This is a genomic window from Rhizobium sp. PP-F2F-G48 (assembly GCF_004342335.1).
GTDB lineage: Bacteria > Pseudomonadota > Alphaproteobacteria > Rhizobiales > Rhizobiaceae > Ferranicluibacter.
Map to the genome: position 1 here is coordinate 114665 of NZ_SLVH01000003.1, position 22867 is coordinate 137531.

A 22867-nucleotide genomic window follows, 5' to 3' on the forward strand; every position below is an offset into this window, starting at 1 on the left:
CGGTGTAGTCTCGGCCCGTCATCTTGACCGATCATTCTGCGAGGACGCTTTCATGGCGAAATATTACGGCACCAACGGCAACGACATCCTGACCCAGAACAACCTGTCCGAAGTGTCGATCTACGGTTACGGCGGGAACGACACGATCTATCTCAACCGCACCGACAGCCGGGGCGGCTTCAACTTTGTGGATGCGGGCTCCGGCAGCGACCGGGTCGTCAACTATTACGAAGGCGGCAACGACATTTTCCTCGGCACCGGCAACGACCTCTACGTCGCCGACATTCGCGCCGGCGATTCGAAGGCCTATGACATCGTCTCGGGCGGCGACGGCAACGACCGCTTCGAGGTCAATTCCGAATCCAGCGTCTACAAGGGCGATGCCGGCAACGACACCTTCGTGTCGGTCGGCTACAACAACAGCTTCAATGGCGGCTCGGGCGTCGACACGATCAGCTACGCCATGCAGGACAACTACGCCTCGCAGCGCGGCAAGGGCGTCGATATCGATCTCGGCAAGGGCACGGCGATCATCGACAACGATCAGGCCGAAGATCTCATCAGCATCGAAAACGCCATCGGCACGAATGCGGCCGACGACATCACCGGTTCCTCGGTTCGCAACGTGATCAAGGGCCAGGGCGGTGCCGACGACATTTACGGCCTCGGCGGCAATGACAGCCTCTATGGCGGCAGCGGCAACGACTACCTCTATGGCGGCGCGGGCGCAGACGACATCACCGGCGGCACCGGCACCGACTATCTGAACGGCGGCTCGGGCGCGGATATCTTCTTCTTCGACAGCGTCAGCGAGAGCCGGGTCGGCAGCGGCCGCGACCTCATCGCCGATTTCCGCCCGGGTGAAGGCGACCTCATCGACCTCGGCACGATCGATGCGAATTCGCGCTCCGGCGGCAATCAGTCGTTCGACTATATCGGCAGCCACGGCTTCACCCAGCATGCCGGCGAACTGCGCTTCTCGAACGGCATCCTGTCGGGCGACGTCAACGGCGACGGCCGCGCCGACTTCGAAATCCGCGTCAACGGCGTCACCAAGATGTATGCCGACGATTTCATTCTCTAAAGGGCTTTTCAGGCTCTAAAGGGCTTTTCAGGCTTCAGGAGCGCCGTGCTTCGATCGTGACGTGCGGCGCTTGCTTGAAAAACGCTCCCTGAAAAACGCTGCATGAAAAACAGCAACGCCCGGCGGCTTTTTCAAGCGGCCGGGCGTTTCTGATTCCTCCGGGACTGAAGGTACGAAACCGGAGGAAAGACGACTGTCGGCGGGCTTTCCCGTCGATAGATCGCACTCCCGCTTCGTCTTGGGACGGAGCCCCGGCAATCGCCGGAACCCTGTCCGCATCGCGGTCTGCCGGTGGTTGATCAACGGCGGTATCGCAGATGCGAGACTAGCGGCGGAGAGGTTAAATTCTCTTAAACAATGCGGAGAGAATCTGGCGGAGATGGCGAGATTTGGACGTGAGGGATCATCGACCGCGCGGCGTGCGGCTGTTCCCGATCCCTCGACTCTGCGAATGCCCTCACCGTTTCGATGCGTGGCCTCCCTCACCCTGGCCCTCTCCCCGCCTGTGGGGCGAGGGGAAATGGTGGCGGTGGCCGGATGAAGGGCTGACGCGGGCGATGACCCCTTGGCCTACAGCATCACCCCAGCCGTGCCATATCGGCCCGGATGACGCTGCGCAGGTCGTCGATCGGCTTCAGCACGCCGCCATCCTCGTAGTGCCAGAAGGTCCAGCCGTTGCAGGCGTCGAAGCCCTGCACCTTGGCGCCGAGGCGGTGGATGGAGCCGGCCTCGCCGCCGCTGGCGAGCGTGCCGTCGGCGCGCACGATGGCGCTGTGACGGCGGCGCGCGTCGGTGAGGATGGCGCCGGGCTTGATGAGGCCGCTTTCCACCAGCACGTTGAAGGCGACGCGGGGTTCGGCGCGCTTGCCGGTCATCACCGACAATGTGGCACCGCCGAGCGGCTCGACCGCTTCGATGCGGGCACGGGCCGCGTCGATATAGGTCTGTTCGCGCTCGACGCCGACATAATGCCGGCCGAGGCGCTTGGCGACGGCGCCGGTGGTGCCCGAGCCGAAGAACGGATCCAGCACGACATCGCCCGGCCGGGTGGAGGCCATCATGACGCGGGCGAGCAGGGCTTCCGGCTTCTGGGTCGGGTGGACCTTGTCGCCGTTCTCGTCCTTCAGGCGCTCTCCGCCCGAGCAGATCGGGAAGACCCAGTCGGACCGCATCTGCACGTCGTCGTTTGCCGCCTTCAGGGCGTCGTAGTTGAAGGTGTAGCCCTTGCCCTTGGCGCTCGGGCTCGCCCAGATCAGCGTTTCATGCGCGTTCTGGAACCGGCGTCCCTTGAAATTGGGCATCGGATTGGTCTTGCGCCAGACGATGTCGTTGAGGATCCAGAAATTCAGGTCCTGCAGGATGGCGCCGACGCGAAAGATGTTGTGGTAGGAGCCGATGACCCAGAGCGTGCCGGTGGGCTTCAGCACGCGGCGGCAGGCCAGAAGCCAGGCGCGGGTGAAGGCATCATAGGCTTCGAACGAGGCGAACTGGTCCCAAGCGTCGTCGACAGCATCGACCAGCGACTGGTCCGGCCGGTGCAGGGCGCCGCCGAGCTGCAGGTTGTAGGGCGGATCGGCGAAGACGACATCGACCGAATTGTCGGGCAGCTTCTCGAGGGCGGAGACGCAATCGCCCTTGATGATGGTGTCGAGCCACCCGGATTCCCGGGCGGAACCGGCGGCGGGGGAGGTTTCAGCAGACAAAACGACGGAAGACTTCAGGGACACCATGACTACTCGCTGATACACTGACTCTGGGACACATATTCTGCTGCTATGGTTACCGAGTTTGGTTACCAAAGGCTGAAGAGCCGCAAAACTTGCGCGAAAAACCGACGAATGGATCGATTGCGTGTTTTGCGCTAAGCTCGATCGCATGACAGCGCCCCTCGATCGAAGCCAGGTCATCGAGCGTCTCCGTGGCCAGGCGGAGGCGGTGCGCTCCTGTGGCGCGACATCGCTCTCCGTCTACGGTTCGGTGGCGCGCGACGAAGCCGGGGTAACGAGCGACATCGACCTCTTCATCGACGACGATCCTGCCAGCCGCTTCAATGCTTTCGATCTCATCGGCATCAAGCTGATGCTGGAAGAGCGCCTGGAGTCGACCGTCGATATCACAACCCGGGATGGGCTCCACCCCATGCTGACGGCGGATATCGAAGCCTCGGCCCTGCAGGTTTTCTCGTGGCACGCGATTTCCGACATGCGCTTTCAGACATGAACGACGCGGCCCGAGGTCCCATGGCAACGCGTGCGAACGATCGGAACATCATCCGGCACGCATATCACGGGCTCTCCGACACGATCCTCCGGGGCGTCATCGTCGACGAAATCCCCGCTCTCGAACGCGCGGTTGCCGGGCTGCCGGCGCAGCATCCCCCAGCATAGGCATGGGCGCGTCCCTGCCGTCGTCCTGACATGGAAATTCGCTTTCCGTCGTTCGCGCATTGTCCCGCGCCCTCCCCTCGTGTAAAGCGCGGGGCATCCCCCATTCCTCCCCCATGCATCAGAGATTTTTCCCATGTCCGGTATCGACCTCATCATCTTCGATTGCGACGGCGTGCTCGTCGATAGCGAGATCATCGCCTCCGAAGTCGAGGCGGCGCTCTTGACGGAGGCGGGCTATCCGATCTCCACCGAGGAGATGGCCGAGCGCTATGCCGGCATGACCTGGCAGAACACGCTGCTGGCCGTCGAACGCGAGGCGACCATCCCCCTCTCGGCGCGCCTGTTGTCGCGCCACAGCGAGATCCTCGAACAGCGGCTGAAGGACGATGTGCAGATCATCGACGGGGTCAAGGCGGCGCTGTCGCAGATCCGACTGAAGACGTGCGTCTGCTCCAACTCCACCTCCGAGCGGCTGGCGATGATGCTCGGCAAGGTCGGGCTGAAGGACCTGTTCGGCCGCAACATCTTTTCCGCCCGCGACCTCGGGGAGGACCGCGTGAAGCCGAAGCCCGACATCTTCCTGCATGGCGCGGCGCAGATGGGCATCGACCCGTCGCGGGTGATCGTGGTGGAGGACTCGGTGCACGGCGTCCACGGCGCCCGCTCGGCCGGCATGCGCGTCATCGGCTTCACCGGGGCCTCGCACAGCTACCCCTCGCATGCCGACGCCCTGACCGAAGCCGGCGCCGAAACCGTCATCTCCCGTATGACCGCCCTGCCCGCCACCATCGAGGCGCTGGCCGAATGGTCGGAGGAGCTGGGAGCCTGATCGGACCGTCGGAGGAGACGACACGAAAAACGCGGCGACCGTTGGAACAGCCGCCGCGCGAATTCGGTCTGACGATGGCGAGACGATCGGGCCTTACACGATCAGGAAATCGGCCGCCGTCATCTTGAGATTGGCCGAGACCGTGGCAAACAGCACCGCAGCGGTGCCGTTCGCGCCGTCGGCATCGTAATAGATGTTGCCGGAGCTTGCCTGGTAGATGATGTGATCGTTGCTGTCGACGGCCTTGCCGGACGCGTTGATGACGAATTCTCCCGCGGCGAGAACCCCCGTCTTGGTGAACACCTTGAAGACGGCGTTTTCAAGCCGGATCGTATCGTCGGCGACGATGAAATCCTGGATGACATCGCGATTGGAGCCGCCGTTCGGTGCGACATCGAACAGGAAGCTGTCCCTGCCGGCGCCGCCGAGCAACGTGTCGTTGCCGCCGCGTCCGGAGAGGAGATCGTTGCCCTCGTCGCCGCGCAGGAAATTGTCGCCCGCGCTGCCCAGAAGCGTGTCCGCCAATTCGGAGCCGCGCGCGCCTTCGATGCTGGTCAGCTTGTCGGTCTTGCCGAAGCCGTCGATCGCCGTGCCCTTGGTCAGGTCCACGGTCACGCCGCTTTCAGCACCACGGCGCACGTCGCGGTGATAGGTCACCATGTCGAAGCCGCCCTTGCCGTCGATCGTGTCCTTGCCGCCGAGCCCCATGAAGGTCTCGTCCCGCGAGGAGCCTGTCATCACGTCGGCGAAAATGGTGCCTCGGAACCCCTCGATGTTCTTGAAGGTTTCCTTGTTGCCGTACTGGTCGGTCACGGTGCCGGCGGCCGCGTCGAGCACGATACCGCGGAGACTGTCGCGATTGTAGTAGCTGTCCTGGAAGCTGATCGTGTCCCAGCCGGTGCCGCCGTCATAGCTGTCCTTGCCGCTCCCGCCTTCCATGTAGTCGTCGCCGGCGCCGCCCTGCATGACGTCGTTGCCGTTGAAGCCGTACATGTCATCGCCGCCGGCCGAACCGGTGATCGTGTCGTTGCCCTTCGTCAACCATTCCTGGAAGCCCCAGCTGTCATAGGCCTGCGTCGCATCGCTCAGGTCGGCAAACGACAGGTTGAGGCCCGAAATCGTCTGGAAAACCGTGCCGCTCTTGGTTTGCAGCTGAAGGCTCGTGACCGTGCCGGAGATCGGATCCTTCTGGCTGTCGAAGGAGAAGCCAGAGCCCAGAACCTTCACTTGAAGGCCGTTGTCGAGATCGTAGATCGCCTGTTTCGTCGTGCTCGAATTGTAAGTCACGCCGGTTTCGCCGATGTAGTCGGCCAAGGAAAGATTGTAGTCGCCATTGAGCGGCGACTGATTTTTCGGAAAGAAATACGTCCAGACTGCCATGGTTGAAGCCCCCTTAACCCTTGCTTAAGGAAGTCTTAACATGCCTTGAAAAAAGGAAAAGCCCTATGATGAAAGCTTGGTTACCGGCCCCGAGAAAAAGCGAGTCACCCGCGCGTTCGCAGACGCGCCGGCAGCCGGGCTGCCGGCGAACGCCATGGTCCGAACCCTACTTTTTTCTCTTGGCGGCAGGCTTGGCCGGGGCCGTGTCGAAGCCGACATAGACCTTGGCGAAGTCGCCGGCGCCGCCGTTGATGGGGGCGGATTTGGTGAAGATGAACTGCTGGGCGCCGGCGCCGGCTGCCACCGTGACCGGAAGCTGCGTCACCTCGGAGAACAGCGTGTTGTCGGCGTCGCTGGCGGTGACGCGGATGGGCAGGTTGATCGTGCCGGGGCCGCCGGCGGGACCGGTGGTAACGCGGCCCTGCACCACGACGGTGACGGTGAGCGTCGTATCGCTCTGCACGCACTGGCGGGTCGAATCGGCGAGCGAGGCCTGGTAGACGATCTGCGTCGGATCGTCCTTGGCGCCCTTGGCATAGGTGCGGTAGACCGAGGTCGCATCGCGCATCACGATCTGCGGGCACTTGGCCTGAATGACGGCGGGCGTGGCCGATGCCGCGCTGCCGCCGGCCTCGATCGCGCCGCCCGTATCCGGCGTGTTGCAACCACCGAGCGCCAAGAGACCGACACATGCCGCGATGCGGCTGACTGTTTGACCCACCATTCGAACTCGACCCCCTGTCGCTGCCCGCGCTCTCACGGCGCGTGTCTGTCGCTGTCCGCAGAGCCGGTCCCGTCTGCCGAAAGGCAGGCTTTCCAGTGCTGCGGCGATGGTCTATAGCAGCGGCGCGCCGGAAAATCGATTGGACAAGCGCGCCTTCCGGTCGATTTTTGCAAGGCCTGCCTCCGCCCCCGGCGTCCCGTCTTGGGGCTGGCGCCCGGGTTCTTCGGCAGCGTCGCCGGCCGGCACGAGACGAGGATGACGACCGTGAAGTATGTTTCGACCCGGGGCGAGGCCCCTGCGCTCGGTTTCAGCGATGCCCTGATGGCGGGCCTTGCCCGCGACGGCGGGCTCTATGTTCCGGAGACGTGGCCGACCCTGTCGAAGCGCGAGATCCGGGCGTTGCGCGGTCTCTCCTATCAGGACGTCGCCTTCCGCATCCTGCAGCTGTTCGTGGATGGCGAGATCGAGGATGCGACGCTGCGCGGCATGATCGACGAGGCCTATGCGACGTTTCGGCATCCGGCCGTGGTGCCGATCGTGCAGACCGGGCCGAACGCCTTCGTCATGGAGCTCTTCCACGGCTCGACACTCGCCTTCAAGGACGTGGCGATGCAGCTGCTCGCGCGGCTGATGGACCATGTTCTGGCCACCCGCAACACGCGGGCCACCATCGTCGGCGCGACCTCGGGCGATACGGGCGGTGCCGCGATCGACGCCTTTGCCGGGCGCGACCGCACCGATATCTTCATCCTGTTTCCGCACGGCAAGGTCTCGCCGGTGCAGCAGCACCAGATGACGACGTCGAAGGCGTCAAACGTCCATGCGATCGCGATCCGCGGCAATTTCGACGATTGCCAGACGCTGGTCAAAGACATGTTCAACGACACGGCGTTCCGCGACCGCGTGCACCTGTCGGGCGTCAATTCGATCAACTGGGCGCGCATCATGTCCCAGATCGTCTATTACTTCACGACGGCGGTGGCGCTGGGCGGGCCCGATCGCAAGATCGCCTTCACCGTTCCCACCGGCAATTTCGGCGACATCTTCGCGGGTTACGTGGCGATGAAGATGGGGCTGCCGATCGCGCGCCTCGTGGTCGCGACCAACGAGAACGACATTCTCGCCCGCACGCTGAAGACCGGGCGCTACGAGATGCGCGACGTGCGCGCGACCACCTCGCCCTCGATGGACATCCAGATCTCCTCCAATTTCGAACGGCTGCTGTTCGAGGCCTTCGACCGGGACGCGGGCAAGGTGCGCGCGGCCATGGGCGGGTTGAAGCAGTCGGGCGCCTTCGAGATCGAGGAGAAGGCGCTGAAGCGGATCCGCGGCCTGTTCCGCGCCGGGCGGGCGACCGAGAAACAGGTCGCCGACACCATCGCGAAGACGCTCGAAGAGACCGGCTATCTGTTCGATCCGCACAGCGCCATCGGCGCCTTCGTTGCCGCCAAGCATATGAAACCCAACGCACCTATGGTGACGCTGGCCACCGCGCATCCGGCCAAATTCCCCGCCGCAGTAAAATCGGCCAGCGGTATTGACCCGGCGCTTCCGACGTGGCTTGCTGACCTGATGGACAGGGAGGAGCGCTTCGACATTCTGGATCCCGAGCTGAAAGCCGTCGAGGCCTATATCGGCGAGCACGCGCGTATCCGGAATTAGTGCGCAGAAAGACCGATGATGAAAGTTGAGTGCACCCGGCTTGCCTCCGGGCTGACGGTCGTTACCGAAACCATGCCGCACCTGGAAAGCGTCGCGCTCGGCACGTGGATCAAGTCCGGCTCCCGCGACGAGACCATGTCGGAGCATGGCATCGCCCATCTGCTGGAGCACATGGCCTTCAAGGGAACGGCCTCGCGCTCGGCGCGCGACATCGCCGAGCAGATCGAGAATGTCGGCGGCGAGGTGAACGCGGCGACCTCGACCGAGACGACCTCCTATTACGCCCGGGTGCTGAAGGACGACACGACGCTCGCCATCGACATCCTCGCCGACATCCTGACCGAGTCGTCCTTCGACGAGGACGAGCTGGAACGCGAGAAGAACGTCATCCTGCAGGAAATCGGCGCGGCGAACGACATGCCCGACGACGTGGTGTTCGACCGTTTCGCCGAAACCGCCTTTGCCGACCAGATCGTCGGCCGGCCGATCCTCGGCACGCCGGATACGGTGATGTCGTTTTCCTCCGACCAGATCCGCAGCTATCTCGGCCGCAACTACACGACCGACCGCATGTTCGTGGTGGGCGCCGGCGCCGTCGATCACGATGCCTTCGTGGCGCAGGTCGAGGCGCGCTTCGCCGCCCTGCCGCAGCAGCCGGCGGAGGCGCCGATCCTCGAAAAGGCCCGCTATACCGGCGGCGACACGCGCGAGGATCGCGACCTGATGGACGCGCAGGTGCTGCTCGGCTTCGAGGGCAAGGCCTATCATGCGCGCGACTTCTACTGTTCGCAGATCCTCGCCAATATTCTCGGCGGCGGCATGTCCTCACGGCTCTTCCAGGAAGTGCGCGAGCATCGCGGCCTCTGCTATTCGGTCTATGCGTTCCACTGGGGCTTTTCCGACACCGGCATCTTCGGCGTCCACGCCGCGACCGGCGGCGAGAACCTGCCGGAACTGATGCCGGTCATCATCGAGGAGCTGCGCAAGTCGGCCGACCGCATCGAGCAGCAGGAGATCGACCGCGCCCGCGCGCAGATCCGCGCCCAGCTGCTGATGGGCCAGGAGAGCCCGGCCGCCCGCGCCGGCCAGATCGCCCGGCAGATGATGCTCTATGGCCGGCCCATTCCCAACGAGGAACTGATGGAGCGGCTGTCCGGCATCACCGTTGAGCGGCTGACCGACCTTGCCGGCCGGCTGTTCTTCGAGACCGTGCCGACGCTGTCGGCCATCGGCCCCGTCGACAAGCTGGCGCCCATGGCGGACATTCTCGGCGGACTGACCAAGGCCCCGGCCCTGCCGCGCGCGGCCAACGGCTGAACCTGGTCCGGCGCCCGGCGCCGGCCCCTTCGCTTTCCCCATCCCGGCGCACCCGCGCCGGGCCCTTCGCCTTCACCATCCCGGCGCGCCCGCGCCGGCCCCTTCCCTTTCCTCATTCCGGCCGTGCGGAGGCGTTCATGACACGATCGGTGTTTCGGTTCCTGTCACGACAGCCGGACCCGGTCAGGATCGAGAGCGACGCCCATCTGTTGCGCCTGCCGCGCGGCTCCGACTATCGACAATGGTTCGCGCTGCGCCGGGAGAGCCGGCCGTTTCTGGAGCCCTGGGAGCCGACCTGGCGGGCGGAGGAGATGACCGAGAGCGCCTTTCGCGCCCGGGCCGTGCGCAGCGAGCAGGAATTCCAGTCCGGCCAGGCCGTGCCCCTGTTCGTCTTCGCGCGCGAGACCGACACGCTGCTCGGCGGCCTCACGATCGGCTATATAAGGCGCGGCGCGGCGCAGTGCTGCATGATCGGCTACTGGATGGGCGAGCGTTTCGCCGGCCAGGGACATATGTCCGCGGCGGTCAGGCTCTCCATCCCCTACATCTTTTCGACCCTTCAGTTGCACCGTATCGAGGCAGCCTGTATTCCGGAAAACGACAGGAGCATCCGGCTCCTTGAAAAGGCCGGCTTTCATCGCGAAGGCTATCTGCGTGAGTATCTCAAGATCAATGGGCAGTGGCGCGACCACCTGATCTTCTCCCTTCTTTCGCGTGACATCGCGCCCAACAGGACTGCTAGCGAGTGACCTACCCCTTCCGTCCGACGCGTCTGCCGTCGATCCGCAGGCTGCCCGGGCTGATGCTGGCCCTGGTGCTGGCGATGACGTGGCTCGGTGCGGGTCTGGCCCATGCCATCGAGCCCGTGAAGATCTCGCGCGAGGACACAGCGCTCGATCTTACCGCGACCACCGAGATCTATACCGGCCGCGGCGAGGCCTTTCAGGTATCGACCGCGCCCGGCACGGACGGCATCGTGCGGCGCATCGAGGTGCGCTCCAGCGCCGAGAACCACCAGGGCGACTGGGCGGTGTTCGCGCTTGCCAACGTGTCCGAAGAGCAGCTCGACCGGGTGATCGTCGCGCCGCATTTCCGGCTGGTGAACTCGAAGATCTTCTGGCCGGACCTCGGCTCGAAGCGCATCCTCTCCATCACCCCGTCGGAAGGCTTCGCGCTCGACCGGCAGCCGAGCGAGGAAGCCGACGTCTTCCGCATCACGCTCAATCCGGGCTCGGTCATCACCTTCGTCGCGGAACTGGCGACGCCCGACCTGCCGCAGATGTATCTCTGGGAGCCGGACGCCTACAAGGACACGGTCAACGCCTTCACGCTCTATCGCGGCATCGTGCTCGGCATTGCCGGCCTGCTCGCCGTGTTCCTGACCATTCTCTTCGTCGTCAAGGGCACCTCCATGCTGCCAGCGACGGCCGCGCTGGCCTGGGCGGTGCTCGCCTATATCTGCGTCGATTTCGGCTTCCTGTCGAAGCTGATCGCGATCACGGCCGGGGACGAGCGCATCTGGCGGGCGGGCACCGAAGTGTTTCTCGCCGCGGGGCTCGTGATCTTCCTCTTCACCTATCTGAACCTCAACCGCTGGCACCAGCATCTGTCCTATGCGACGCTCGCCTGGGTCCTCGGTCTCGGCCTGCTCTTCGGCGTGGCGATCTACGATCCGGCGATCGCGGCGGGCATCGCGCGCATCTCTTTTGCGCTGACCGGCACGGCCGGCATCTTCCTCATCGCCTATCTCGGGCTCAACCGCTACGACCGCGCCATCCTGCTCGTCCCCGCCTGGCTGCTGACGCTGGTCTGGCTGTTCGGCGCATGGCTGACGGTCACCGGGCGGCTTTCCAACGACATCGTCCAGCCGGCGCTCGGCGGCGGGCTCGTGCTGATCGTGCTGCTCATCGGCTTCACCGTCATGCAGCACGCCTTTGCCGGCGGCGCCTACAGCCAGGGGCTGTTCTCGGACCTCGAACGCCAGTCGCTGGCCCTGACGGGCTCGGGCGATACCGTGTGGGACTGGGACGTGGCGCGCGACCGGGTGGTGACCATTCCCGACGTGTCGCAGCAGCTCGGCCTGACCCCCGGCGCCATGCACGGCCCTGCCCGCAACTGGCTGCCGCGGCTGCACCCCGACGATCGCGACCGCTTCCGCGCCACGCTCGACATCCTGCTCGAGCACCGCCGCGGCCGCCTCAACCACGATTTCCGCATTCGCGCCGAAGACGGGCATTACCACTGGCTGTCGATCCGCGCGCGGCCGGTGCTGGGCGCCAACGGCGAGATCATCCGCTGCGTCGGCACACTGGTGGATATCACCGAGCAGCGCAATTCGCTCGACCGCCTGCTGCACGATGCGCTGCACGACAACCTGACCGGCCTGCCCAACCGCCAGATCTTCCTCGACCGGCTGCAATCGATTCTGGCGCTGGCGCCGGGCTCCAACGGCGTGCGCCCGACTGTGATCGCCATCGACATCGACCGCTACAAGCAGAACGTCAACGACGTGCTGGGGATCGCCGCCGGCGACAACATCCTGATCGCGCTGACGCGGCGGCTGCGGCGGCTTTTGAAGCCGCAGGACACGCTGGCGCGGCTCGGCGGCGACCAGTTCGGCCTGATCCTCATTTCGGAGCGCGACCCGGCCAAGGTGGCGGATTTCGCCGAGGCGATCAGTCGCGCGATCATGGTGCCGATCAGCTTCGGCAATCGCGAGATCAGCCTGACCGCCTCCGTCGGCCTCGTCTCCTGGGTGGATCAGAGCCAGAGCGCCGCCGGCCTGCTGGACGATGCGGAGCTGGCCATGTTCCGCGCCAAGAAGGCGGGCGGCAATCGCGTCGAGCCCTATCGGCCGGCCTTCCGCACCTCGGGCACGGACCGGCTGCAGCTCGAAACCGACCTGCGCCGCGCCATCGAGCGCAACGAGCTTTCCCTCGTCTACCAGCCGATCGTGCGGCTGAACGATGCGGAGATCGCCGGCTTCGAGGCGCTGATGCGCTGGGACCACCCGAAGCGCGGCAGCATTCCGCCGTCCGAATTCATTCCGATCGCCGAGAGTTCCGAGGTCATCAACCAGCTCGGCCTTTTCGCCTTCGAGCGGGCGACGAGCGATCTCGGCGAATGGCAGATCCAGACGGGGCAACTGCCGATCTTCGTCTCGGTCAACCTGTCGAGCGGCCAGCTGCTCAACAACGACCTGCACGACGACATCCGCGCGATCCTGCACAAGAACCGCTGCGATCCCGCGCAGATTATGGTCGAGCTGACCGAATCGCTGATGATGGAAAACCCGGAACAGGCGCGCCTCGTGCTGCAGAAGCTGCGCGACAGCGGGCTGAAGCTGGCGCTGGACGATTTCGGCACGGGCCACTCGTCGCTCGCCTATCTCACGCGCTTCCCGTTCGACACGATCAAGATGGACAAGGCGCTGGTGAAGGACGAGAGCGACAAGCGCACCATCCTGCTGCGCTCGGTCATCAACATGGCGCGCGAGCTGGACATGCAGGTGGTGGCCGAAGGCATCGAATCCGAGGAGGACGCGATCCAGCTCGGACAGATGGGCTGCCACTTCGGCCAAAGCTTCCTCTTCGGCCCGCCGATCGCCTCGGACCTGATCCAGCGGTTGCTGAAGGAGCGGTTTCCGTTGATGAAAAGGGCATGAGGGGTGAGTAGTGAGTAGTAAGTAGTGAGTAGTGAGTAGTGAGTAGTGAGTAGTGAGTAGTGAGTAGTGAGTAGTGAGGCAGCATCGCAGATGACAACTCACAATATGATATTTACGACTTACCGATCACTGCTCACTACTTACTAATTCTGCTCACTACTCACCAATTCTGATCACGGCTTACTACTCACTGATCACCGATCACCACCTTACGCTGCTTCCGGCGCCTGCACCGGCGGGGCGGACATGGCGATGTTTCCCTGGCCGGCCTTGTGGATCAGGCGGTTGAGGAATTCGAGTTTCTGGACGACCGGGATCGAGAGGACGAAGGGGTAGCTGTCGGTCTGGCCCATCGAGCGCTGGATGCTGTTGAGCGCGACGCTCAAGGGGACCCAGGCATCGACCAGCGTCTGCGCGTCGCGGACGTTGTAAGGGTCGAAATCGACTTCGGCCGCCATTTCCTCGTGGCGGCGCGGGTCGGTGGAGAGACCGAAAGCGCGGGCGGTTTCGAGCGTGTCCACGATATGGAAGAAGTGCGCCCAGCACTCGGCGAAATCTTCCGACGGGTGGCAGCTGGCATAGGTGGAGATGAAGCGGTTCTGCCAGTCGATCGGCGGTCCCTGTTCGTAATTGCGCTGAAGCGCTGCGGCGTAGTCCTCGCGTTCATCGCCGAACAGGGCGCGGGCTTCGGCCAGCGTTTCTTCGTCGCGGCAGAGCTGGGCGAAATAGAAATGGCCGATCTCGTGGCGGAAATGGCCGAGCAGCGTGCGATAGGGCTCGCCCATGGAGACGCGGATGCTTTCGCGCGTGGCATCGTCGGCTTCCGCGGCGCGCAGGCTGATCAGGCCATCCTCATGGCCGGTCATCGCGGCCTGGATGATGTTGCCGTTGGCATCGACCTCGTCGGCGAGGAAATCGAACACCAGTCCGCCCTGCGGATCGGCATCGCGGCCGGGACGCGGCAGGTTCCAGCGCAGGATCGAATAGAACAGGTGCCGCTGCGCCTGGCCGATCTTCTGCCAGCGCTGCACGCCTTCCGGATTGTCGGTGACGGGAACGATGTGGTTGTAGCTGCAGGCGACGCAATAGGTGTTCTGGCTACCGGCGGGGACGAGCCAGTTGCAGATGTCGTTCATGGCATTGGCGCAGAAGCGTACGGCCGTGTCGGTGTTGCCGATGACGCTCCACTGGTCGCCGCCGGCCGGGGCCAGCGCCCGCATGCTCAGCGTCCCGCTGTCGAAGCCGAGGCGCGATCCGCAATTCACACAGGTTCGATTGTCGAAATGGACGGAATTTCCGCAATTGCTGCACGTAAAGAGCTTCATGGTGGTTTCGTCCCTGCGCCGTCCCTCAAAGGATGGCCCTTGTTTGATGTGGCTTAGCAGCGCGGCCTTTTGCATGCCCCGTCTTCGCTGCTCTCTCTATAGTGTCTGCTGAAATAATGTCGGTGGATGCCGTGGCGAAAGAGCCATCGGCTGATGAAGACGACCGCCTGACGAGGAAATGCCCGCCGGCGCGAAGCACAGCGGGCATTCGGCGCACGTCGCCATCCAGTTGAACCCGTCAGGACGGCGACGGTTGCGCACCTCGGTGCTACGGGATCGACCGTAGCGAAACTTTGTTACAGGCGATCGACGGCACCCTTGACGGTGTCCTTGGCCTTGCCGGATGCCTGCTGGACTTCGCCCTTGACTTCCTGTGCCTTGCCTTCGGCCTGCAGACGCTCATTGTCGGTCATCTTGCCGACGCCCTGCTTGATGTTGCCTGCTGCCTCGTTGGCGAGACCGGATACCTTGTCGGACATGCTACCCATGTGCGTAACTCCCTGTCTTGGCGGCGCCGCTTGATTGCTGTGCCGCTTGCCCTGAAAACGGGGCGTCGGACAAAATGTTCCGCGATTAGTTCATGAGGAAGTCGGAAAGTCTTCGCTTTCACAGAGAGGTGATGGGCATGTGACGAGACCGCGCCCACGCGCGTCCCGACACGCCGTCAGGCGTGGCCGGCGGTCATGGAGAGCATGGCGGGGGCGACGCCCATGGCGGCGAGCGTGCGGTCGTATTTGTCGCCGAGGTCGCGATCGAAGATCAGGTCCTCATTGGCCGGGCACGTCAGCCAGCCATTGTTGGCGATCTCGGCTTCCAGCTGCCCCGCGCCCCAGCCGGCATAGCCGAGCATCATCATGGCGCGGGCGGGGCCGGCGCCGCGGGAGATCGCGCGCACGATGTCGAGCGTCGCCGTCAGGCAGATGTCGTCATTGACCGGGATGCTCGATTCGCTGAGATAATCGTCGGAGTGGAGGACGAAGCCGCGGCCGGTCTCGACCGGGCCGCCGGTCTGGATCTGGAAGTCGCGCGTGCGTTCCGGCAGGCGGATCGCCTGCAGGCGATCGACGATTTCGAGATGCAGGAGCACGTCGGGGAAGGTCAGTTGCTGCGGGCGGTTGAGAATGAAGCCCATCGCGCCATCGTCGGAATGCGCGCAGACGAAGATCACCGTGCGCGCGAAATTGGTGTCGGCCATGCCGGGCATGGCAATCAGGAATTGCCCATCCAACATGCCCCGTTCGCGGTTCTTCTGGAATGTCGCCATCATGGTTCCCGTACCCTTGTTCCCGGTTGAGATCTGTCCCGCCTTCTCGCTGCCGACTGTTACCTGTTTCCTGCTTCTCTGTTCGCCGTCCCGCCCATGCCCCGGCGGCGGACCGTCCTCGCCTTTGACGAATCCGGTTTCCCGACCTTCGTTCCGCGTCTCTTTTCCCGAAAGCGAGAAAAAGCAGTGATGCCGCCCTCGCGTCTTCAAGAAAAAGTGCGTGACTTTGCCGTGGTCCCGCACGCTGCCGATCTTCTCCGAACCCGGCAAAAGCGCTATGGCTCTGTCGATGATCGCACGCCGTATCGCGCAGAGTTTGACGGATTCAGCCCGTGTGGCAACCCTTTCCGCCGTCTTTTTTTTCACCTGTGCGGCCTTCGCCGGCACGGCCTTTGCAGCGCGCAGCGCCTGGGTGGAAACGGTCGGCGGCGGCATCCGGCTGGTGACCGGCGCCCGCCTTGACGACGGCACGCTGCCGGCCATGCTGGAGATCCGGCTGGAGCCGGGCTGGCGCACCTATTGGAGCGATCCGGGTTCGAGCGGCATTCCCCCGGAGGTGACGATCACGGCGACGGGACCGGGCTCTAAAAGCTTCGTCTCGTCCGGCCTGCGGCTTCCCGCGCCCAAGCGCTTTGCGGAAGGCGATCTCGACTATGCCGGCTACGACCAGCCGGTCGCCTTTCCGCTGCTCCTGAAGACCGCGCCTGGCGCGCCCGAGGCGCTGACGCTGGAGGCGTCTGTGTTCCTCGGCATCTGCAAGAGCATCTGCATTCCCGTGCAGGCGACGCTCGATGTGCGCCTTTCAGGCGATGCGTCCGACAATCCGCTCGACACAGCGCGCGTGCGCTCGGCCTTCGCCGCCCTGCCCGCCGCGCCGAGGCCGGATTTCAACGTGGCCGAGGCGCGGTTCGATGCAGCGGGCGGCGAGATCGCGCTGGCGCTGACGCTGCCGCACGGGGCGACGCTGTCGGATGTTTTCCTGGCCGCGCCGTCGGGCTATGTCTTCAGGCAGGCGACGAGCCGGGTCGATGCGGCGGGGCTGACGCAGGTGCGGATCGCCGCCAAGCGGCCGGCCAAGGCCTCGGGCCTCCCGGCCGAAGGCGCGATCCGCGCGACGATCAGCGTGAAGGGGCCGAGCGGGATGAGCGCCATCGAAACGCCGCTTGTCTTCAAGCCCTGACAATCTATATCCTCGCTCGGCGCCCGTCCGGCGCACGGATTTTCCACGGAGCCCGACCGCGCTCCGCGCCGTCATTCGAGCCCCTTCCCCAGACACAAGCGAGGACCTGCCTTTGACCATTTCGATCGGCGACAAGATTCCATCCGCGACCTTCAAGGAAAAGACCGTCGACGGCCCGGTGGAGGTGACCACCGATGCGCTGTTTTCCGGCAAACGCGTCGTGATCTTCGGCGTCCCCGGCGCCTTCACGCCGACCTGCTCGCTCAACCATCTGCCCGGCTATCTTGAAAACCGCGACGCGATCCTCGCCCGCGGGATCGACGACATCGCCGTCGTCGCCGTCAACGACATCCACGTGATGGGCGCCTGGGCCACCGCTTCGGGCGGCATGGACAAGATCCACTTCCTCTCCGACTGGGACGCAGGCTTCACCAAGGCGCTCGGCCTCGACATCGACCTGTCGGCCGGCACGCTCGGCCTGCGCTCCAAGCGCTATTCGATGCTGGTGGACGATGGCGTGGTGAAGACGCTGAACATCGAGGAGAGCCCGGGACAGGCGACCGTATCCTCGGCAGCGACCATGCTGGAGCAGATCTGAGGGTTTGCGACAATCGGCAGCGGCAGCCCCTCATCCGGCTGCCGCCACCTTCTCCCCGCTTGGCGGGGAGAAGGGACGTGTGGCGAGCGATCGGCTCTATCTTGAAGGCCGACTGTTGACGCCGATGAGAGAGCCGGAGACGGCGCTCCGGATCCCTTCTCCCCGCATGCGGGGAGAAGGTCGCGGCAGCGGGATGAGGGGCGGGCCGCGCGTTCGACGGCCGCCACACCCGACATTTTACCCCAGCTTGACCGCCCGCTTCGTCTTGAACGGCTCCATGCCCTTGCGGGCCAGTTCGTCGGCGCGTTCGTTTTCCGGGTGGCCGGCGTGGCCCTTGACCCAGTGCCAGGTGACTTTGTGGGTGCGGTTGGCGGCGTCGAGCGCCTGCCAGAGTTCGCCGTTCTTCACCGGCTTGCGGTCGGCGGTCTTCCAGCCGTTCTTCTTCCAGCCGTGGATCCATTTCATGATCCCGTCCATGACATATTTGCTGTCGGTGTGCAGGTCCACCTCGCAGGGCTCCTTCAGCGAGGTGAGCGCGGTGATGGCGGCCAGCAGTTCCATGCGGTTGTTGGTGGTTTCCGCCTCGCCGCCGCACAGGTCCTTTTCGGTCTCGCCATAGCGCAGCACGGCGCCCCAGCCGCCCGGACCCGGATTGCCCGAGCAGGCGCCGTCGGTGAAGATGTCGATGTGTTTCATGCGTCGGGTTCCGAAATCGTCAGGCCATATTCGAGCGCCGAGGTCACCGAGCGGTGAAACTGCAGCTTGCGGAGATATTCGAGCGGATCCTTCTTGACCACCAGCGCGCCGGCCGGCGTCGTCAGCCAGTCGTAGAGCCGCGTCAGGAAGAAGCGCAGGGCCGAGCCGCGGGCCAGCAGCGGCAAGGCCGCGATCTCGCCGGGCGTCAGCGGGCGCACCGACTGGTAGCCGGACAGCAGCGCCATGCCCTTGGTCATGTTGAAGGACCCGTCCTTTTCGAAGCACCAGGCATTGAGGCAGATCGAGACGTCGTAGGCGAGAAGATCGTTGCAGGCGAAGTAGAAGTCGATCAGGCCCGAGAGGTTCTCGCCGAGGAAGAAGACGTTGTCGGGGAAGAGGTCCGCATGGATGACGCCGGCCGGCAGATCGGACGGCCAGTTCGCTTCGAGATGGTCGAGTTCGGCAGCGATCTCGGTGGCGATGCCGGTCTGCACCGCGTCGGCGCGGTCCCGGGCCTTGTCCCAGAGCGGCCGCCATCCCGAGACGGACAACGCATTTTTTCGCGACAGGGCAAAGCCCTCGCCCGCGACATGCATCTCGGCCAGCGCCCGGCCGACCTCGCGGCAATGGGCCGCTTCCGGCTTGCGCAGCCACATGCCCTCGAGGAAGGTGATCATGGCGGCGGGGCGGCCCGACAGCGTGCCGAGCAGGGCGCCGTCGCCACGCGCCAGCGGCAGCGGGCAGTTCAGCCCGCGATCGGCAAGGTGCTGCATCAGGCCGAGGAAGAAGGGGAGATCGCCGGCATCGACGCGCTTCTCGTAGAGCGTGAGAATATAGGCGCCGGTGGTGGTGTGCAGCAGGAAGTTGCTGTTCTCGACGCCCTCGGCGATACCCTTGTAGGAGGTGAGTTCGCCCACCGCATAGGGTCCGAGAAACTGCTTGAGGTCGTCCTCGGAGATATCGGTATAGACGGCCATGTCGGGGAGCCTTCAGGAATGGAGGGTGGGACGGAAGGCCCTCTCTGCCCTGCCGGGAGAGGACGCGCGGAGCGACCGCCGGATTTCAGTCGCCGGATTTTAGTCGCCGTTGACGAAGGCCATGTCGGCCTGGGTCAGCGGCACATGACGCAGCTCGCGGTTGACGAGAAAATTCTCGGTTTCCTCGACCGTATCGGCCAGCTCCACCACCGCATCGTAGCGCGCGCGAAAGGCCTCGATGATCTCGTTGACGATGACCTCCGGCGCGGAGGCCCCGGCCGAAAGCCCGACCGTGCGGATGTCGCCGAGCGTGTCCCAGTCGATCTCCGCCGCGCGCTGCACCAGCACCGACTGGCGGGCGCCGGAGCGCAGCGCGACCTCGACCAGCCGCTTGGAATTGGAAGAATTGGGCGCGCCGACGATGAGGAACAGGTCGCAGCCGGGGGCCGCCTGCTTGACGGCCTCCTGCCGGTTGGTGGTGGCGTAGCAGATGCTGTCGGCGGCGGGTGCTGTGAGATGGGGGAAGCGCTCGTGCAGGCGCTTGATGACGCCGGCGGTGTCGTCGACGGACAGCGTCGTCTGGGTGACGAAGCCGAGATTGTCGGGATCGGGCGGCGTGTAGGTATCGACGTCGTCGATGGTTTCGACCAGCGAAACGCTGCCCTCGGGCAGCTGCCCCATGGTGCCGATGACCTCCGGGTGGCCGGCATGGCCGATGAGCACGACATGGCGGCCCATGCGGTTGTGGCGCATGGCCTGCTTGTGCACCTTGGAAACCAGCGGGCAGGTCGCATCGAGATAGAAGAGATTGCGCTGGTCGGCATCGGCGGGCACGGATTTGGGCACCCCGTGCGCCGAGAAGACCACCGGCTGCTTGCGGTGCTCCGGCGGGATCTCGTCCAGCTCTTCCACGAAGATCGCGCCCTTGGCCTCGAGCCCTTCCACGACATAGCGATTGTGGACGATCTCGTGCCGGACATAGACCGGGGCGCCGAATTCCTTGAGCGCCAGCACGACGATCTGGATGGCGCGATCGACCCCGGCGCAGAAGCCGCGCGGGCCGCAGAGACGGATGGTCAGCGCGGACTTTGGAGGTGCGGGCGCCTGCGAAGCGGGCGTTTCAGCGGGACGAAATTCCATGGGATCAGGCGCCAAGGCTGTGAACGGGAGTGCGAGCGTCGCCGGACCGCCCGGCACCCGACAGGATGCGCGCATGGACCGGCCACGGTTCTATATAGCGGCGATGACAGCGCACACAAGAAAGAACAGCCGGAGATCAGCGGATGTCGGGCGGCACCCCTGCCCGGGCCTTCCGCTCCTCGGCGCGCCTGCGGACGACGAACAGGCCGCTGACGACCACCAGCGCTGCGGCAAGGCCATACCAGGTCAGGGCATATTGGAGGTGGCTGTTCGGCAGGTCGAACTGCGTGACGCCGCCGATCGGCAACCGGGGTGCATTCGCGCCGCCGGGATGGGGCGTCGCATCGGCATCGATGAAGAAGGGCAGCGTGCGCTCCGGAGACAGGCCCGACGCCGCCACCATGGCGCTCCAGTCCTTCCAGTAGAAAATATTCTTGGCGAGATCATTGTCCGGCACGACCCAGGAGGGTTTCGCATCCAGCCGGGCGCGGGCAAGGCCGGTGATGGTGACGGGACCCTCGGGCTGGCTCTCCGGCCGGGTGGCGGGCTCCTTCTGGTCATAGGGCACGAAGCCGCGATTGACGAGGACGGCGCGACCATCCCCGAGCATCAGCGGCGTGTAGACGTAAAAGCCGGTCTGCCCGTCATAGGTCGCGAAGAAATGGCGTTCGCCGTCCTTGTCGAAAATGCCGGAGACGCGGACCGTGCGATATTCGATATCGGTGCCGGATGCGGCCATCGCGGCGATGGCATCGATCTCGACCGGCGGGGCATGGCGGCGCTCAGCGATGGCCGCGAGCAGGCCCTCCTTCCACTGGAGGCGGTGCATCTGCCAGGTGCCGAGCGAAACCAGCGCCGCAAACAGACCGAGCAGAAGCACGGCCGAGAGGACGCGGGCGACGGGCCCGCCCCGGCGACGGCTGGTGCCCCGCGATGCCAGGGGCAAGGGCTCAGCCACGGTCGATTTCGCCGGGCCGGGCATTGTTGCGATACTGCAGATCGATCAGCACGCCCTTCAGCATGCGCGTCAGCGCCAGCGAGAGCACGATGGCAAGCGGGATCCAGAGCAGGAAATGCAGCCAGAGGGGCGGGCTGTAATTGACCTCGGCCCAGAGCGCGGCGCCGACCGTGATGAAGCCGATGATGAGAATGACGAAGACCACGGGACCATCGCCCGCATCGGCGAAATCGTAGTCCAGCCCGCAGGCCGCACAGCGGGGGCGTAGCGCCAGATAACCGGCAAACAGCTTGCCCTCGCCGCAGCGCGGGCACCGGCCGCGCAGGCCCGCCTTGATCGGATCGACCGGCGGATAATGGGCGGTGTCGTGACGGTCCGGTTCTACGCTCATGCCTCGCCCCTCTCGGCTTTTCGTGTGAAAGCCGGTTTACAACGGCCGGCCGGCCGGGGATATCCCCTCGAGCGATGGACGGGTCGAAGACATGCGCGATCGTTTAGAAAAGCGTTGATCAGGGCTGTCACGGGATCAGTCCGCCCGCGATTGCGGACGCCATTATCGCAATCGGGACGTCAGCGTCTCGCGATCGTCAAGACACAAGGCGCTTTGCGGGTCTTCTCGATGACCCATGCGGCACGGGTTCCGCGCCAAGCGCATTCCGGGTTCCACCCTGCATCGGCGGCATCGCCGCGCTTTCGCCGGGTCGCGTCGATGGTTCGGCGCGCCGTTTCCGACGCGCCGACGTGGTGCTTAACCGGCGAGCGGCGCGCCCCAGCCACCCCAGATGTAGATGGAGAAGAACAGGAAGAGCCAGACGACGTCCACGAAGTGCCAGTACCAGGCGGCGGCCTCGAAACCGAAATGCTGCTGGGGCGTGAAGTCGCCCTTCAGCGCCCGGATGAGGCAGACCGCGAGGAAGATGGTGCCGACGAGAACGTGGAAGCCGTGGAAGCCGGTCGCCATGAAGAATGTGGCGCCGTAGATCGAGTCCTTGAAGGCGAAGGGGGCGTGGGCGTACTCGTAGCCCTGCACGAAGGAGAACAGCACGCCGAGGACGACGGTGAGCGTCAGGCCGCTGATGAGGCCCTTGCGGTCGCCGTGCAGCAGCGCATGGTGCGCCCAGGTGACGGTGGTGCCCGACAGCAGCAGGATGACCGTGTTGTAGAGCGGCAGGTGCCAGGGATCGAGAACCTCGATGCCCTTCGGCGGCCACTGGCCACCGGTGAAGGCCGTGCGGGTCGCCTGGATGGCCTCGCCCGGAAACAGGCTGGCATCGAAATAGGCCCAGAACCAGGCGACGAAGAACATCACTTCCGACGCGATGAACATGATCATGCCGTAGCGCAGATGCAGCGAGACGACGCGGGTGTGGTGGCCTTCATGGGCCTCCTTCACCGTATCCGCCCACCAGGCATACATGGTGTAGAGCACGATCGCGAGACCGATGAAGAGGATCCAGGGATTGGCCCATTCGAGCCCGAACATCTTGAACGAGCCGCCGGAGAGATAGCGCATATAGGCGACGCCGCCGAAGGCCATGACGAAAGCGCCGATGGAGGCGAGCAGCGGCCAGGGGCTGGGATCAATGATGTGATAGTCGTGGTTCTTCTGATGCGTGTCGGCCATGTCGTTCTCCCCGTCGTCCCCTCGCCTGAAGCGGTGCGGTCTTGCCGCACCACTCTTC

At 64.9% G+C, this 22867-nt stretch carries 21 protein-coding genes; 9 read left to right on the forward strand and 12 right to left on the reverse strand.

The window, feature by feature from the left end:
* Window positions 1-52: 52 nt before the first annotated feature.
* Window positions 53-1084: a calcium-binding protein gene (locus C8J36_RS08460; protein ID WP_132534127.1), complete on the forward strand. Its 1032-nt coding sequence runs from the start codon at window positions 53-55 to the stop codon at window positions 1082-1084.
* 578 nt (window positions 1085-1662) lie between these two features.
* Here the strand turns inward: C8J36_RS08460 and C8J36_RS08465 are convergent.
* Window positions 1663-2814, reverse strand: a complete 1152-nt coding sequence (locus C8J36_RS08465; protein ID WP_062594647.1) for a site-specific DNA-methyltransferase — start codon at window positions 2812-2814, stop codon at window positions 1663-1665.
* 145 nt (window positions 2815-2959) lie between these two features.
* On the opposite strand from C8J36_RS08465, the gene C8J36_RS08470 reads away from it, so the two are divergent.
* Together C8J36_RS08470 and C8J36_RS08475 are read left to right on the forward strand one after the other, a co-directional pair.
* Complete coding sequence (locus C8J36_RS08470) at window positions 2960-3304, forward strand: nucleotidyltransferase domain-containing protein (protein ID WP_132534129.1); 345 nt, start codon at window positions 2960-2962, stop codon at window positions 3302-3304.
* A gap of 300 nt (window positions 3305-3604) precedes the next feature.
* Window positions 3605-4300: an HAD family hydrolase gene (locus tag C8J36_RS08475; protein WP_132534131.1), complete on the forward strand. Its 696-nt coding sequence runs from the start codon at window positions 3605-3607 to the stop codon at window positions 4298-4300.
* Between the two features lie 93 nt (window positions 4301-4393).
* Here C8J36_RS08475 and C8J36_RS08480 read toward each other — a convergent pair whose 3' ends face one another.
* The gene (locus C8J36_RS08480; protein WP_132534133.1) at window positions 4394-5680 is read right to left on the reverse strand and encodes a calcium-binding protein; all 1287 of its coding nucleotides are present in this window, start codon (window positions 5678-5680) and stop codon (window positions 4394-4396) included.
* Window positions 5681-5846: 166 nt separating this feature from the next.
* Window positions 5847-6404 (reverse strand): hypothetical protein, encoded by a 558-nt coding sequence (locus C8J36_RS08485; protein WP_062594643.1) that lies wholly within the window; start codon window positions 6402-6404, stop codon window positions 5847-5849.
* A 255-nt stretch (window positions 6405-6659) separates the two neighbouring features.
* On the opposite strand from C8J36_RS08485, the gene thrC reads away from it, so the two are divergent.
* The 4 genes from thrC to C8J36_RS08505 all read left to right on the forward strand — a co-directional run bounded on the left by thrC (window position 6660) and on the right by C8J36_RS08505 (window position 13047).
* Complete coding sequence (gene thrC / locus C8J36_RS08490; RefSeq protein WP_132534135.1) at window positions 6660-8066, forward strand: threonine synthase; 1407 nt, start codon at window positions 6660-6662, stop codon at window positions 8064-8066.
* A 15-nt stretch (window positions 8067-8081) separates the two neighbouring features.
* Entirely contained in the window at window positions 8082-9383 is a 1302-nt protein-coding gene (locus tag C8J36_RS08495) for a pitrilysin family protein (RefSeq protein WP_132534137.1), read from the forward strand.
* 137 nt (window positions 9384-9520) lie between these two features.
* Complete coding sequence (locus C8J36_RS08500) at window positions 9521-10132, forward strand: GNAT family protein (protein ID WP_062594641.1); 612 nt, start codon at window positions 9521-9523, stop codon at window positions 10130-10132.
* A gap of 53 nt (window positions 10133-10185) precedes the next feature.
* On the forward strand, window positions 10186-13047 hold the full coding sequence (locus C8J36_RS08505) for an EAL domain-containing protein (RefSeq protein WP_062594924.1): 2862 nt from the start codon (window positions 10186-10188) through the stop codon (window positions 13045-13047).
* Between the two features lie 209 nt (window positions 13048-13256).
* Here C8J36_RS08505 and C8J36_RS08510 read toward each other — a convergent pair whose 3' ends face one another.
* The 3 genes from C8J36_RS08510 to C8J36_RS08520 all read right to left on the reverse strand — a co-directional run bounded on the left by C8J36_RS08510 (window position 13257) and on the right by C8J36_RS08520 (window position 15636).
* The gene (locus tag C8J36_RS08510; protein WP_132534139.1) at window positions 13257-14372 is read right to left on the reverse strand and encodes a putative zinc-binding metallopeptidase; all 1116 of its coding nucleotides are present in this window, start codon (window positions 14370-14372) and stop codon (window positions 13257-13259) included.
* 296 nt (window positions 14373-14668) lie between these two features.
* Complete coding sequence (locus C8J36_RS08515; RefSeq protein ID WP_062594923.1) at window positions 14669-14860, reverse strand: CsbD family protein; 192 nt, start codon at window positions 14858-14860, stop codon at window positions 14669-14671.
* Between the two features lie 176 nt (window positions 14861-15036).
* Window positions 15037-15636: a YqgE/AlgH family protein gene (locus C8J36_RS08520; protein WP_132534910.1), complete on the reverse strand. Its 600-nt coding sequence runs from the start codon at window positions 15634-15636 to the stop codon at window positions 15037-15039.
* 220 nt (window positions 15637-15856) lie between these two features.
* Between C8J36_RS08520 and C8J36_RS08525 the strand changes: the two genes are divergently transcribed.
* Entirely contained in the window at window positions 15857-16816 is a 960-nt protein-coding gene (locus tag C8J36_RS08525; RefSeq protein ID WP_132534141.1) for a protein-disulfide reductase DsbD domain-containing protein, read from the forward strand.
* A gap of 112 nt (window positions 16817-16928) precedes the next feature.
* Window positions 16929-17414: a peroxiredoxin gene (locus tag C8J36_RS08530; protein ID WP_062594638.1), complete on the forward strand. Its 486-nt coding sequence runs from the start codon at window positions 16929-16931 to the stop codon at window positions 17412-17414.
* A 237-nt stretch (window positions 17415-17651) separates the two neighbouring features.
* On the opposite strand, the gene rnhA is transcribed toward C8J36_RS08530, so the two are convergent.
* The 6 genes from rnhA to C8J36_RS08560 form a co-directional block, all read right to left on the reverse strand.
* Complete coding sequence (gene rnhA, locus C8J36_RS08535; protein ID WP_062594637.1) at window positions 17652-18110, reverse strand: ribonuclease HI; 459 nt, start codon at window positions 18108-18110, stop codon at window positions 17652-17654.
* Complete coding sequence (locus C8J36_RS08540; RefSeq protein WP_062594636.1) at window positions 18107-19087, reverse strand: homoserine kinase; 981 nt, start codon at window positions 19085-19087, stop codon at window positions 18107-18109. The genes rnhA and C8J36_RS08540 overlap by 4 nt, the downstream gene beginning before the upstream one ends.
* A 99-nt stretch (window positions 19088-19186) precedes the next feature.
* Window positions 19187-20227, reverse strand: a complete 1041-nt coding sequence (gene ispH, locus C8J36_RS08545) for a 4-hydroxy-3-methylbut-2-enyl diphosphate reductase (protein ID WP_132534143.1) — start codon at window positions 20225-20227, stop codon at window positions 19187-19189.
* A gap of 136 nt (window positions 20228-20363) precedes the next feature.
* The gene (locus C8J36_RS08550; protein WP_132534144.1) at window positions 20364-21209 is read right to left on the reverse strand and encodes an SURF1 family protein; all 846 of its coding nucleotides are present in this window, start codon (window positions 21207-21209) and stop codon (window positions 20364-20366) included.
* A complete protein-coding gene (locus C8J36_RS08555; protein ID WP_062594633.1) occupies window positions 21178-21576 on the reverse strand; it encodes a DUF983 domain-containing protein in 399 nt (132 codons plus the stop codon). The genes C8J36_RS08550 and C8J36_RS08555 overlap by 32 nt, the downstream gene beginning before the upstream one ends.
* Before the next feature lie 357 nt (window positions 21577-21933).
* Complete coding sequence (locus C8J36_RS08560) at window positions 21934-22809, reverse strand: cytochrome c oxidase subunit 3 (RefSeq protein ID WP_062594632.1); 876 nt, start codon at window positions 22807-22809, stop codon at window positions 21934-21936.
* Between the last annotated feature and the right edge of the window lie 58 nt (window positions 22810-22867).

What these genes read in the sequence shown, in the direction of transcription:
- C8J36_RS08460 (WP_132534127.1), top strand. Translation starts at nt 53, where the DNA reads ATGGCGAAATATTACGGCACCAACGGCAACGACATCCTGACCCAGAAC.
- C8J36_RS08465 (WP_062594647.1), bottom strand. Translation starts at nt 2,814, where the DNA reads ATGGTGTCCCTGAAGTCTTCCGTCGTTTTGTCTGCTGAAACCTCCCCC.
- C8J36_RS08470 (WP_132534129.1), top strand. Translation starts at nt 2,960, where the DNA reads ATGACAGCGCCCCTCGATCGAAGCCAGGTCATCGAGCGTCTCCGTGGC.
- C8J36_RS08475 (WP_132534131.1), top strand. Translation starts at nt 3,605, where the DNA reads ATGTCCGGTATCGACCTCATCATCTTCGATTGCGACGGCGTGCTCGTC.
- C8J36_RS08480 (WP_132534133.1), bottom strand. Translation starts at nt 5,680, where the DNA reads ATGGCAGTCTGGACGTATTTCTTTCCGAAAAATCAGTCGCCGCTCAAT.
- C8J36_RS08485 (WP_062594643.1), bottom strand. Translation starts at nt 6,404, where the DNA reads ATGGTGGGTCAAACAGTCAGCCGCATCGCGGCATGTGTCGGTCTCTTG.
- thrC (WP_132534135.1), top strand. Translation starts at nt 6,660, where the DNA reads ATGACGACCGTGAAGTATGTTTCGACCCGGGGCGAGGCCCCTGCGCTC.
- C8J36_RS08495 (WP_132534137.1), top strand. Translation starts at nt 8,082, where the DNA reads ATGATGAAAGTTGAGTGCACCCGGCTTGCCTCCGGGCTGACGGTCGTT.
- C8J36_RS08500 (WP_062594641.1), top strand. Translation starts at nt 9,521, where the DNA reads ATGACACGATCGGTGTTTCGGTTCCTGTCACGACAGCCGGACCCGGTC.
- C8J36_RS08505 (WP_062594924.1), top strand. Translation starts at nt 10,186, where the DNA reads ATGCTGGCCCTGGTGCTGGCGATGACGTGGCTCGGTGCGGGTCTGGCC.
- C8J36_RS08510 (WP_132534139.1), bottom strand. Translation starts at nt 14,372, where the DNA reads ATGAAGCTCTTTACGTGCAGCAATTGCGGAAATTCCGTCCATTTCGAC.
- C8J36_RS08515 (WP_062594923.1), bottom strand. Translation starts at nt 14,860, where the DNA reads ATGGGTAGCATGTCCGACAAGGTATCCGGTCTCGCCAACGAGGCAGCA.
- C8J36_RS08520 (WP_132534910.1), bottom strand. Translation starts at nt 15,636, where the DNA reads ATGGCGACATTCCAGAAGAACCGCGAACGGGGCATGTTGGATGGGCAA.
- rnhA (WP_062594637.1), bottom strand. Translation starts at nt 18,110, where the DNA reads ATGAAACACATCGACATCTTCACCGACGGCGCCTGCTCGGGCAATCCG.
- C8J36_RS08540 (WP_062594636.1), bottom strand. Translation starts at nt 19,087, where the DNA reads ATGGCCGTCTATACCGATATCTCCGAGGACGACCTCAAGCAGTTTCTC.
- ispH (WP_132534143.1), bottom strand. Translation starts at nt 20,227, where the DNA reads ATGGAATTTCGTCCCGCTGAAACGCCCGCTTCGCAGGCGCCCGCACCT.
- C8J36_RS08550 (WP_132534144.1), bottom strand. Translation starts at nt 21,209, where the DNA reads ATGCCCGGCCCGGCGAAATCGACCGTGGCTGAGCCCTTGCCCCTGGCA.
- C8J36_RS08555 (WP_062594633.1), bottom strand. Translation starts at nt 21,576, where the DNA reads ATGAGCGTAGAACCGGACCGTCACGACACCGCCCATTATCCGCCGGTC.
- C8J36_RS08560 (WP_062594632.1), bottom strand. Translation starts at nt 22,809, where the DNA reads ATGGCCGACACGCATCAGAAGAACCACGACTATCACATCATTGATCCC.